Source organism: Cecembia calidifontis (assembly GCF_004216715.1).
Taxonomy (GTDB): Bacteria; Bacteroidota; Bacteroidia; order Cytophagales; family Cyclobacteriaceae; genus Cecembia_A; species Cecembia_A calidifontis.
Window position 1 is genome coordinate 670462 of sequence record NZ_SGXG01000001.1, and the last position, 13015, is coordinate 683476.

At 40.0% G+C, this 13015-nt stretch carries 10 protein-coding genes; 5 read left to right on the top strand and 5 right to left on the bottom strand.

Annotated features, from left to right (window positions below):
- Positions 1-21 precede the first annotated feature (21 nt).
- The 4 genes from BC751_RS02910 to BC751_RS02925 all read left to right on the top strand — a co-directional run bounded on the left by BC751_RS02910 (position 22) and on the right by BC751_RS02925 (position 5723).
- Positions 22-1695 carry an IS1182 family transposase gene (locus tag BC751_RS02910; RefSeq protein WP_130273766.1) on the top strand — a complete coding sequence of 558 codons (1674 nt, stop codon included), beginning with the start codon at positions 22-24 and terminating at the stop codon, positions 1693-1695.
- Between the two features lie 83 nt (positions 1696-1778).
- The gene (locus BC751_RS02915) at positions 1779-3266 is read left to right on the top strand and encodes a calcineurin-like phosphoesterase C-terminal domain-containing protein (RefSeq protein ID WP_130274242.1); all 1488 of its coding nucleotides are present in this window, start codon (positions 1779-1781) and stop codon (positions 3264-3266) included.
- Between the two features lie 99 nt (positions 3267-3365).
- Positions 3366-4439: an aminotransferase class I/II-fold pyridoxal phosphate-dependent enzyme gene (locus tag BC751_RS02920; RefSeq protein WP_130274243.1), complete on the top strand. Its 1074-nt coding sequence runs from the start codon at positions 3366-3368 to the stop codon at positions 4437-4439.
- Between the two features lie 39 nt (positions 4440-4478).
- Positions 4479-5723 (top strand): serine hydrolase, encoded by a 1245-nt coding sequence (locus BC751_RS02925; RefSeq protein ID WP_130274244.1) that lies wholly within the window; start codon positions 4479-4481, stop codon positions 5721-5723.
- Positions 5724-6086: 363 nt separating this feature from the next.
- Here BC751_RS02925 and BC751_RS02930 read toward each other — a convergent pair whose 3' ends face one another.
- From BC751_RS02930 to BC751_RS02940, 3 genes are all read right to left on the bottom strand, one after another.
- Positions 6087-7394: an IS1380 family transposase gene (locus BC751_RS02930; RefSeq protein ID WP_130273823.1), complete on the bottom strand. Its 1308-nt coding sequence runs from the start codon at positions 7392-7394 to the stop codon at positions 6087-6089.
- 117 nt (positions 7395-7511) lie between these two features.
- Positions 7512-8618, bottom strand: coding sequence for an IS4 family transposase (locus BC751_RS02935; RefSeq protein ID WP_165389785.1), 1107 nt, complete (start codon positions 8616-8618; stop codon positions 7512-7514).
- 208 nt (positions 8619-8826) lie between these two features.
- Positions 8827-9570 (bottom strand): 1-(5-phosphoribosyl)-5-[(5-phosphoribosylamino)methylideneamino]imidazole-4-carboxamide isomerase, encoded by a 744-nt coding sequence (locus BC751_RS02940; RefSeq protein ID WP_130274246.1) that lies wholly within the window; start codon positions 9568-9570, stop codon positions 8827-8829.
- A gap of 203 nt (positions 9571-9773) precedes the next feature.
- On the opposite strand from BC751_RS02940, the gene BC751_RS02945 reads away from it, so the two are divergent.
- A complete protein-coding gene (locus BC751_RS02945; RefSeq protein ID WP_130273808.1) occupies positions 9774-10955 on the top strand; it encodes an IS4 family transposase in 1182 nt (393 codons plus the stop codon).
- A gap of 111 nt (positions 10956-11066) precedes the next feature.
- Here the strand turns inward: BC751_RS02945 and BC751_RS02950 are convergent, their stop codons facing one another.
- Both BC751_RS02950 and BC751_RS02955 read right to left on the bottom strand, forming a co-directional pair.
- Entirely contained in the window at positions 11067-12098 is a 1032-nt protein-coding gene (locus BC751_RS02950) for a WD40/YVTN/BNR-like repeat-containing protein (protein ID WP_130274247.1), read from the bottom strand.
- Positions 12098-13015 (bottom strand): hydroxypyruvate isomerase family protein, encoded by a 918-nt coding sequence (locus BC751_RS02955; RefSeq protein WP_130274248.1) that lies wholly within the window; start codon positions 13013-13015, stop codon positions 12098-12100. The genes BC751_RS02950 and BC751_RS02955 overlap by 1 nt, the downstream gene beginning before the upstream one ends.

Sequence of the window (13015 nt, forward strand, 5' to 3'; positions counted from 1 at the left end):
AGAGTTGAACAAAATACAACAATGTCTAAGGTAGTTTTTAAAAATCAGACTGGCAATTGTCCAGAATTATTTCCGGCAAATATTTTTGATAAAATCCCTGATAACCACCCTGCTCGATTGGTTGACACTGTGGTTAACTCTTTGGATATCAGTGATATTATAAAGAGGTACAAGGGAGGCGGTACATCAGCCTATCATCCACGAATGATGATTAAAGTGCTGTTCTACAGCTATTTATCCAATGTGTATTCATGTAGGAAAATAGCCAAAGCACTTAATGAGAACATACATTTCATGTTTATCTCAGGAAACTCAACCCCCGATTTCAGAACCATCAACGATTTCCGCGGTAAAATCTTAAAAGACTCCATCAAGACATTGTTTGCCGAAGTGGTAAAAATGCTTGTTGAGATGGGATATGTAAGCCTTGATGTACAATACATTGACGGAACCAAGATTGAAGCAAAATCCAATAAGTACACTTTTGTCTGGCGTAAGACAGTTGAAAAGCACAAAGAAAGGTTAGAAGGTAAGATCAAGAGTGTTTTATCAGATATCGAAGAAAGCATCCTATCAGATAATCAAGAAGTTAATCAAGAAGAATTGCCTAAAAAAATTGATTCTGAAGAATTAAGGGAGCGGCTTTCAGCCATAAATAAAAAGCTAAAAGAGCCTTCAAAGAAGATTGCTAAGGAGCTTCAAAAACTTCAGGAAGAACATCTTCCCAAGCTGGAGAAGTATGAAAAAGACCTGGAGATTTTGGGGGATAGAAATTCGTACAGTAAGACAGATCATGATGCCACATTCATGAGAATGAAAGAGGACCACATGAAAAACGGACAACTAAAACCCGCTTACAATCCTCAGATATCAACTGAAAATCAATTCATTACCCATGCTACTATCCACCAAACAGCAGGGGATACCACCACTTTAAAATCCCACTTGGACAGTTTTGAAAAATCGTATAGTAAACAAAGTAAAGAGATAGTAGCTGATGCAGGATACGGCAGTGAGGAGAATTATGAAATGCTTGAAAAAAAGGGAGTTGATGCCTATGTGAAATACAATTACTTCCACATGGAGCAAAAGAAGAAGACAAAGAACAATCCTTTTCTTCCCCAAAATCTTTTCTACAATGCAGCGCAAGATTTTTACGTATGCCCCATGGGACAGCGGATGGAGAATGTTGGACAAGGAAAGCGCACTTCAAGCAATGGGTATGTATCTCAAGTAACTTATTATCAGGCAAAAAACTGTGAAGGATGCCCCTTAAGAGCACAATGCCACAAAGCGACAGGTAACAGAAGAATCGAAGTGAACCATAGGTTAAACTTCTTAAAACAGCAGGCCAAGGAAAAACTAATGAATAAAAAGGGGCTTGAACACAGGAGCAAAAGACCAATAGAGGCGGAAGCTGCGTTTGGCCAGCTGAAAAGCAATAATAAATTCAACAGATTTACACTCACTGGTTTAGAAAAAGTGGAATTAGAGTTCTTATTGATGGCAATTGGCCATAATCTGAGAAAAATGGTGGCTAAAAGTATGCACTCTGGACTAAAACTATCTAAAAAATCATCTTTGGGTTATAAACCCTACAATAGTCGGCCGGTATTTTACGTTCCAAAGGAAAATTCTAATCAAAGATCACTGGTAATGGCATTGGATTTTCAAAATCAAAAAATAGCGGCATAAAAAAAGCTGCCCTTTTCGGACAGCCCCTTTTTATGGTCTTTTTGGGATTAAGAAATTAAATTACAACGCCATCGCAATTACAAATGAAAAGGATCAACAGGAGGAAATTTCTACAAAACAGCGGCCTAATCACATCCGGTTTATTGAGCCTACCCATCCTATCAATGGGAGAAATTCAAAACCTATTACCCTTCACTTACACAGAAGTCAAAGGGAGAATTCATTCCAATGGAAGAGGTATTGCTAATGTGGCCATTACAGATGGAAAACATATTTACCTTTCTGACAAATCCGGGAAATTTGAATTTCAAACTGACAGGCCATTTGTCTATTTTACCTATCCATCGGGATATAAATTCAATCTTTTGCCAAATGGATCTGTGGACTTTTTCAGAAAACTTGATTTTGGAAAAAAAGCAAATCATCTGGATTTCAATCTCCAAAAAAACAATTTTCCCGAAGATCAGCATCATTTTATCACCATAGCAGACCCACAAATTCAAACCAAAGGAGAGGCAGATACCTTTATCTCTGAGTCCTGTTCCGACATCAGAAATGCGGTTTCTGAAATCAATGATCCCAATACTTTTGGGGTAGGACTTGGAGACCTGGTATTCGATGAATTCGTTCTTTTTGAAAAATATAATCAGGGGATAAAATCCACAGGAATTCCATTCTTTCAGGTATTGGGAAACCACGATATCGACCTGTTGGCCCGTTCAAATAGTGCCAGCCAATATCCTTTTACTGAGCAATATGGACCAAGCTATTATTCCTTCAACCGGGGAAATATGCACTATGTGGTGTTGAATGATGTTTTCTTTTTAGGAAACAAACAATATTACGGTTACTTGGATGAAGAACAATTGCTATGGCTGGAGAAAGACCTTTCATTAGTTGAAAAAGGAAAAGAGATCGTTATCTTTCTACATATCCCCCCTCAATCCAAAGTGGCTATTTTAAACCAAGGCAGGGACATCAATAAGGAATCCGTTATCAACAGGCAGGCTTTTTATGAAATATTAAAAGATTTTAAATCCCACATCATCTCTGGCCACGTACATTGGAATGAGAATATTCTCCATGATACCATCTTTGAGCACAATACAGCATCCATAAGTGGTGCTTGGTGGGCGGCTGATATCTGTTACGATGGAACACCGAAAGGTTACAGTGTTTATCAATCAGGTTCAAACTTATCATGGTACTACAAAGCAATAGGAACTGATAAAAACTTTCAGTTTAGGGTATATCCTCCGGGAAGCCATCCCGAATTCCCTGATGAGTACTGCCTCAACATATGGAACTGGGATCCTGAATGGAAAATTACCTGGAAGGAAAATGGAAAAGTCTCCCATGTAGTGAGACAAGAAAACACCTACGATCCACTGGCAATTTCAACTTTCAACAACAGGGCTGAAGGAGCCAAACATCCGTGGATCACTGCACAGAAAAACTCCCATATGTTTTTTTTCAAGACTCAATCAAAAAATTCGGAAATTGAGGTAGAAGTTACCGACAGATTTGGCCATAGATTAACCCAAAAAGTCAGTAGACAACCAAATTTTTAATATTTTTCGGGCTTAAATATTGGAAATTACCGAACCTTTGGATTAATTGACTTTTTATTTTGTAGAAGTCGAGAAATTTTGGTCCATAGATAATTTTACATGAGTTTATTCCATTTACAACATAAATTAGGCAGGATCATCAAGCGGGGGAATAAAGAGTTCCTATTCTTTAGCGGAACCGATTATCTTGGACTTGGATCCAGCTTTGAATTTGAAGACTTGGTGATTGAAGGCATTCAAAAACTGGGAATGAACCATGGGCTCAGCAGGATCAATAATGTAAGGTTTGACATCTACGATCAATTTGAAGGGTATTTTGCAGAAAAAGCCGGAGCTGAAAAAGCGCTTCTTTGGAGCAGTGGCTACCTCGCCGGATATGCCACTTTAAATTATCTTCTGGATAATACGGACTATATATTTATGGCTCCAGATACTCATCCGGCAATTCTACCAGATGAATTGACTCCGGACAGCTCCCAATCTTTCAAGGAATGGGCAGCTTATGTCCAGGAAACTTCAGAAACCCTCAAAGCACAACGGGTTTTGATCCTTGGCAATGCAGTGGATCCACTCAAGCCTGCCATTCATGATTATTCATGGATAGGAAATCTCTCTAGAAAACACCAGTACACTTTCCTATTGGATGACAGCCATGCCTTTGGTACAGTAGGAGAAAATCCTTTTGGTACCTATAACAGGTGGAAATTCCTTCCTGTTGAATTGTTGGTTTCAGGTTCGTTGGGCAAAGGACTGGGAATCCCTGCTGGAATTACATTAGGTCCCATTACCCCCATCATTGGGATGGCCAATAGAAGGATTTTTAGATCCTCTTCTCCACCTCCACAAGGTTATATTTGGGCATTTCTTCAGGCTGAAACCATCCTGAGAGAAAAATTTGAAAAACTGCACAAAAACCTGCATTACTTCAACTCCCTGATCAGGACTTTTGATACTATTGAAAGCCATTTGGGCTTTCCGGTATATTCATTTGAACAAAGGAAATGGGTAAGTCAGCTGGAGGAAGATGGGATAATCGTCAGTTCTTTTCCATACCCGGAACCTACCGATCCTTGGAGTAATAGAATTGTCATTACGGCAAGCCACGAGGAACAAGATTTGAACAGGTTATATGAAGCCCTTAAAAAAATTCAATCCCCTGTAAACTTGGGTTAGACCGATAAATGATGGAAAACCACCAACAAGTTTCATTATATGAATCTATTTAATCCGGCCAAGCTACTTGTCTTAATTATTCTGCTTGCTTTTTCTTCCTGTAAGCATCACCAACCCAATCCTTTTGAAAATATCCCGGATAAATATGGGATATTGAAGCAGGTATTGATGCATCCTGAAAAATACCAGGTCCAGATCATATATACCCAGATTGACCGGGATCAAAACAACAAGCCCCGATTTACCGATTTCAATTACCGATTGGATAATGAAGTTTATTTTTATCCCGCTTCAACTGTAAAATTACCTGTTGCCATCCTTGCTCTCGAATGGCTCAACGAACAAAATGTGGCAGGCCTTAACAAAGAGAGCATCATGCTGACAGATTCGGTCCGGCCTTCCCAGCTTCCTGCGCATTATGACAGTAGCGCTGCCAATAACCTCCCTAGCATAGGCCATTACATCAAAAAAATCTTGCTGGTAAGTGACAATGATGCTTACAACAGATTATATGAACTGCTGGGCCAAGATTACATCAATAGGAAAATGAAAGAAAAAGGCATGACACATACCATCATCAACCACCGATTGAGCATGCCGATGAGTGAAGAAGAAAACAGGCACTTCAATCCTATCACTTTCAAAAATGATCAGGGAAAAGTTATCTTGACAATACCATCAAGAGAAACCAGCAGCATTTATGCCAACCAAGACCATCCAAGCATTGGAAAGGCTTATTTTAGCCAAGGAGAGCTTATCAATCAAGCTATGGATTTTACATTCAAAAATAAGTTTTCTCTTTCCGATTTGCATGGTACTGTTGAAAGGATCATTTTTCCGGAGAACTTTGAGCCAAACCAAAGATTTCAGATAAGTTCTGATGATCGGGATTTTATTTTAAAATACATGTCCATGCTCCCAGGGGAAAGCGATTTTCCCAAATATGAATTACCCGACTATTATGACAGCTACTCCAAATTTTTCAAATTCGGAACAGACCAAAGTCCAATCCCACCACAATTCAGGATATTCAATAAAACCGGAAATGCATATGGACATCTCTTGGATGGGTCTTATTTTGTAGACTTTGACAATGGGGTTGAATTTTTTGTTTCTGCTGTCATTTATACCAATGAAAATGAAATCCTGAATGACAACCAGTATGAGTATGATGAAATAGCCTTCCCATTTTTCGCAGAATTGGGTGAATACTTATATCAGTTAGAATTGAAAAGGAAAAAAATGAGAAAACCTGATTTATCTGAATTTAAAATCAAATATTAATGCCGTTAAGTTAAGGAATGTGATTAAATAGATTTGTAATTCATTGAGTATTTCAGTTTAGCTCTGAATTTCCGCTTGAATACCTGGTTTCTTCTTGAATATTCTATTTTGGAAGCGATTTTATTTACATCCTAAAATCCGCAGGATTTTAGTTTGGAGATTTGAATCTGCTTGTTTGTGTTCATTTTTGGTCTAGTTCGGGAATTTCTTCCCTTTGATTGAAGAGTGTTCATAGTTTTGAGACAATGGATTTTAGGTTTGAGGATAAAATGGACGGTTTTTTTCCTCAATTTTAATGGAAAAGGCATACCTCTTCCCTGTAAATCTTTATTTTTTGAGCTCCTGAGGGGTTTTTATCTGAATTTAGTTCAAAATCGGCTTGTAATCCTTACTCGTGAACAGTTTGAGCACTTCTCTTCTTCCCGTTCTTATCCACTTGGCTGAAACAGTGATAAATCTGAAGATAAACTTCTTGAGCCTGTCGGTAGGCTTAAGCCAATCAACTTTTCTGGAATACTCTCCAATGATATAGGTGTAAAAATTGGCATACATAGCCGTCATAAGCATAAAGGAGGTATTCTCTGCAAGGAACGAACAGGGCAACTTAGACCAGCCAAAGTCATTGTTGAGTACATCAAACAAGCGTTCGCTTGCACCCCGGGCGTTATAAAACCTTACAACAGCTTCATTGGACGATGTATGTTCATTGGTCAGAATAGCCCTGTAAGTAAATGCATCTCCACTAAACACATCTGCCTGCCCGTCTTTACGCCTGATTCTGGTAATGACCAGCCTGTAAGACCTGTCTTTACCGAAAGGTTTGTAGTCGGATAGGTCAGTAACTTCCATTTCCTGTACACCCAAACGTATTTTCTGCCACTTCTCAGGGGCTATACTTCCAAGGATATTATCCAGTTTGGCACATCTGTTTGCCCGTATATAAAAGCTTTCGGTATGTGCTTCCAGTGTGCGGAGAACTTCTTCCTGATAGGATGCTGAATCGGCTCTGAACCTTCCGATACGGATATTTTCATTGGTAAGCTGCCCAAACATGCGTGTAAGTGTATCAGCCTGCAAATATTTGGCCTGACTGTTGCCATTTCTGCCCTCTACGTACACAGGAATGGCCTGTGAAAATTCAGGATGTGCTATGGAAGCTACACCTGGCTGATATCCATAGACGTGTTTATATGTCTTTTTTGAATCGTACTTTTCAGTTGGAATGACGGTGTTGTCATAATCGAGGTCGTAAGCAACACCTGACTTGAGTAATCCGGTCTTACAAGCTGATTTTAACAACAAGCTGTTGAGTTTTCCATTGATATTAAATTCATGGCTTACTCCACTGGACGGATTTATAAAGAGTTCTGTATCAACAGCAAGCTCTTTGATACCTCTCAGAATTGTATCGGCACTGCATACTGAAAATGAAGGGACCTGTTCAAGTGCGTCTCTCAAGTGAACATTGATATCTTCAGTACAGTCGCCACCATTAAAGAAAATAGCCATATGATTGGCGAAAATGTCACTGTATGAAAACCCTCCCCTTAAGGCTCTAACCCCCAATTGATTATCAATGAGTTCTGGGAGACCAGAATTTTTGAAAGAGTTAAAAACAAAATTAAAACCTCCGAAAGGTGTGATTTTTTCTGTCGAATTCGTAATTTTCATACCGCTTATCTAGTTTGAGTGGTATCATCTAAATAAGTGAAAAAAAACGAGCCGGAAAAGCCTGAATTGAATAAATTCAGCCACTTTTTCGGCTTTTTTTAAATCCGCCCTGCGGATTTAAGGTACATATTTCTGGATAATCTCCTCTAATTCACCACTTAAATCTGTGATTTTCAGAATCAGGGATTTTGTTTTTGACAGTGCATAAGTTTTATTGATTATCAAGGTCCTTGCTGACTTTGATGTCCGTCCTGTTTTGGTCTTTGGCTCCACATCATAGCAAAGAATATTGCAGAGTGATATGATCAGGGTCTTGGCATAGAAGTCCTGCTGGACCGCCCATGCTGTTTTGCCGGAAAAATCAGATACTTCAAGTCTTGATTTGATCAGTTTATATGCTTCTTCTATTCCCCATCTCTGTTTGTACAGGTTTATTAGAGAGGAAGCTGTATATTTTTTCCTGTCCAGCAGCGAAGTTGCATATATTGATATCTTACCCTTCTTATTCTTTTTCTTGATCAGTCTTACGGTCATGGTTTGGGATAACGAGGGATACTTTTCAAGCAGCCAACCGTATTTTGGAGGGAGTATTAATGTATATTCCGCATCAGTGGAACTGCTCAGGGAAAAATCCTCGACACAATTCCACCAATTGTCCTTCATCCTAAAAAGAAAATCGGCCCCCTTTCCTTTCAGCTCGAAAAAAAGTCTCAGTGATGCATAATACCTGTCGCACACAAGAAGATCCCCTTCTTTAATATGTCCAAGATGGGCATGACATAGGGTGGCTTCGGAAGTGGTGTAGCTTTCCATACCGGCATCCAGTACTAGGCCGTTGTAAACATCATACAGGTAAGATATCCTGCTCATGTAATGTCCTGCATCCGCATTGGGCCCAAAACCATGATAGCTGAACTTCTCTGACATGGAGGGATGATCTGGGAGTTCAAGCGTTGAACCATCAACAGAAAGCACCCTATGACCCTTCCATTTCTTGAACTTTGCATGTTCGTAAAAAAGACTGCAGATCAAACTGTTAAGCTTTTTGAAAACTGTATAGCACAGTTTTTTCCTGGCCTGGGTAAATGCACTTTTAGTGGGCGATAAGAAAGATTCCCCAAAAAACTCTTCAAGGCAGATATTAAGTCCTTTGTTGCTCTTTGACAAAATAAAAAGCACAAGAACTTCAAAAGAAAAGAAACGGTCACGAAGAAAATCTTTCACCGAAGTCCTACTTTCGATGATAAATTTTTCATAACTTAGTTTTAACTTGAATTCATTTACAATTAAAGTTTTAAGGCTTCCAGCACTCCCTGCTTTCGGAAGCCTTATTTTATACCTCTAATATAATGAATTTCACTCAAATAACCACTAACTAAACGGCATTAAATCAAATATTAAAATCAAAAAGCCATCCAAAAGGATGGCTTTACTATTCCTGACCATGTTCGGCCATAAATTTATCGAGATCCTTTAAGGTAATTATTCCCTCGTAATAAGCCCTTCCAAATACCACAGCGGTAACTCCCATATCCTTCAATCGCTTGAAGTCATCAATATTTCTTACCCCCCCACTAGCAGCCAAATGAATATTAGGGAATTTATCAATGATTTCCTGATACAGTTCAAAGTTCGGCCCCTCCATTACACCATCCCGGGTCACATCAGAACATTTCAAGTATTTCAGACCTCTGTCATAAAAAAACTCTATATGGTCAAACAAATCAATTTCGGTCTTTTTGGTCCATCCTCTCACCTTGATTTTGTGATCCGCAGGATTGGTATCAGCAGCGAGAAAGATTTTTTCCCTTCCATAAGACATGATCCATTGGGCAAATCTCTCTGGATACAAGGCAGCGACTGAAGCGGCAGTTATAGAAAAGGCTCCAAACTCAAAACATTTCAGAACATCTCCATCCGTAGAAACCCCTCCTGTAAAGTCAACCTTTAAGTTGGTATAGCCTGCTATGGCCTCCAAGATGTGGTAGTTTTTAGGTTCCCCTCTCCTGGCCCCATCCAAATCCACTAAATGCAACCATCTTATTCCGTGATCTTCAAATGCTTGTGCTATCTCTAAGGGATTATTGGAAATAACTTCTTGGGTAGTAAAATCACCTCTTTTTAAACGGACACACTTTCCGTCTATCAACCAAATGGATGGAATCAGATCAAACATATTAAAGAATTTAGCTTTTCAGTATTTACGGCTCTTAAGGATTTAATCCTTTGGAAGTATGAAATACTAAATATAGTAAAGGAAAGCAGGTATTGTACATTTTGGTAAAAAAAAATCAATACCGTCCTAAATAAAATATGAGAGGTCTGGTTTTTTGCCCAAAATAGCTATTTTGGGTTTGCACCAAAAAACATAAACCTCCCATGAGTAATATTACATTGTTTTCTCAGATTATTAAAAAAATCGAGCGTTCAATTTTCAAGAAACTGGTTGAAGAGAAGCAAACGGACAAGGGCTGCAAAGGCTTTGACAGCTGGACGCATTTGGTTTCCATGCTTTTTTGCCATTTTGCCAAAAGTACTTCTGTAAGGGATATTTCAAACGGCCTGCGTTCGGCCACGGGGAACCTCAACCATCTGGGGATTGCCAAGGCACCATCCAAGTCCAGTATCAGTTATCAGAACAAGCGCAGGGACTCTGACCTGTTCAAGGAGCTGTATTACGGGCTTCTGAAGCATTTAGGACAGCAGGCGTCCCTGAGCAGGGTAAAACTACGGATCAAGGCTCCCGTCTATCTGCTCGACTCCACGGTGGTAAGTCTTTGCCTTTCGATGTTTGACTGGGCAACCTTCAGGACCAAAAAGGGTGCTGTAAAGATGCATACGCTTCTGGACTATGACGGGAAACTCCCTGTTTATGTGAATATTACAGAAGGAAGTATGGCAGACAATAAAGGCGCTTATGATATTCCTTTGGAGAAAGGATCCGTTATAGTGGCGGACCGCTATTACAATGACTTTCCGATGCTCAACATTTGGGACAGCAAGGGGGTCTTTTTCGTCATAAGGCACAAGGATAACCTTAAGTTCAGCACAATCAATGAACGTCGACTCCCTGAAAATACTGCACAGGAAGTACTGATAGACGAAGAAATTGAACTGGTAAACCCGCAGTCAAAAGTGAAGTACCCCGGAAAACTCAGAAGAGTGGCTGTATGGGACGAAAAAAACCGACAGACCGTCGAACTGATTACCAATAACTTCAAATGGTCAGCAAAGACAATCGGTGATCTTTACCGGTGCCGATGGGAGATTGAGATCTTCTTCAGGGACATCAAGCAGTTACTCCATATCAAAACCTTTATCGGAACATCGAAAAATGCCGTGATGATCCAGATATGGACCGCGCTGATCACCATTCTGCTCCTAAAAGTGATGAAGGCAACCGCTAAATTCGGATGGCATCTGTCCAATCTGGTTGCATTTATCAGACTGAACATATTCGTTAAAATAGAGCTGCAAAAGTGGCTGGACAAACCCTTTGAAGACCATGAAAAACCTCCTCAAAAAAGCCAACAGGGGGTTCTATTTCCGGATTACAGATAAAATCACAATAGAAATTGCAGAAACACAGCTAAACATCTGTCTTGTAAATTATTTAGGACAGCATTGAAAAAAAATAACCCAACTCTAGTGAAACTTTGAAACAATCAAGTATTAATATAATAAACGCCCAATTTTCCCATTAGGACCTGAAGCCCAAACACTGCTAAAGGATTTATCCACAAAGACTGCATGAAATGCTTCATCCGAAAACTTTTCCCAATCCATTCCTGAATTTTTCGAAAAATCAGTTCCATTCGGTCCGACAGTGATCAGCCAATGATGAAAAGGAAAATAGGCGACACCTGAACGGTATCCTGAAGGCAATTTACCGGTTATCAAAGCCCAATCCATTCCATTATGCAGCGAAATGATGGCGTTTTTCTCGGCAAGGTCAGGTTGTAGGTAATCTCCACCAACCCCTATCAATAAATTATCATCGACCCTTGTCAATGAAAATATACCTTGGGATTTTTCTCCCTGAAGAATTGGGGTTCCAAATTCTTCCCATCTGATCCCTCCATCAGAAGAATAGAAGATATAACTCTCAATGCCTCCGCTGGCAAACCAAATCTCATCTTCATCCACAATAATTCCTGAGCCACTTGCAGCAAATGATCCACTACCTTTTTGTGCTTTTGGGCTTGTTTCCAAAATCTCCCAATGCTTACCTGAATCTCGTGAAACCAAAATTTTCCATCTCCCTCCAACCTCATCTCCAATGACATAACCATGAGTTTTGAAAAAAGCCATCCCATCAAAAAAATCATCATTACTGCCTCTATAAACCTCTTGCCAAGATTTGCCTCCATCCTCAGTCCTGTAAATCACGGCAGGTTGGCCTGAGGACATGGCAACTGCTGTAGAGGCATCAAATCCTTCTATATCTCTAAAGTCCACCGAATCCATTCCTGCAATCACACCATGTTCCCAAGACTGTCCTGCATCCAAAGTACGAAGCCAGGTTCCATTGGATCCGGAAGCCCAAATAATCCTTTCGGTTAATGGAGAAAGCCCCCTTAAGGAGGTGGTGACAGGTGTTTCTATCACCTCCCAGCCTTTAGGCTTTTCAATCTTTTGTCTTTTTTCTCCAGCACTACAGGAATAAAAAAGAAATAGGAACAACAGTAAGTAAACTAAGCGCATTATTTAAACTGATCAACTTTTCTATAAGCAGCTATCAAAGCCTCCTCCCCCTCTTTGCCAGGTCCGGCATTCCCATGCTCCATTCCAAGAATTCCTTTATAGCCTTTCTTATCAATATGCTTGAAAACATTGAGATAATTGATTTCTCCTGTTCCAGGCTCTTTCCTTCCTGGATTATCACCGATCTGAATATAGGCAATTTCGTCCCAACAAGCATCCATATTGGGAATCAGGTTCCCCTCATTTCTTTGCATGTGGTAGATATCATACAAAATTTTGCACGCAGGACTGTCCACAGCCTTACAAATGGCATAAGTTTGATCAGAATGTCTCAGGAAAAGCTCAGGCGTATCACTCAGAGGTTCCAAGACCATCACCAAACCATGAGGTTCAAATACATCAGCACCTCTTTTCAGAGCCTCAATCACATTTCCTGTCTGAATCCCAATTGGCAACCGCCTTTCAAAGAATCCAGGAACAACAGTTGCCCATTTGGCATTGACCCTTTTGGCCGCTTCAACGGAACGCTTACAGGTATGGACGAAATTGTCAATAAATTCCTGTTTCCCGGTAGTGAGAGAGATTTTCCAATTATCTCCGCCATCCACCACAAATACCCCCATTCGCATCCCTAACTGCTCCAAGGTTTTTCCAATACGGTTTTGATCTTCCACGGACCTGGCCAACAAGCCATTGTCCTCTAAAGACCTGAATCCCTGATCAGCCATGAATTTTAACTGGTCTACCAAATCATCCCCGGAATGGGCTTTAAACATCCCAAAATGAGGCGCATAATCCAGGTTAAAAGTAGCTTTGGAAAGAGGGGTCTTGGCTGTCTTACCAAAAGAAGTCCCTGCTGCCGTAAAAGCCAGAGCACTTCCCAGACCCAAGCTCTTTATGAAATTCCTTCTCTGCAT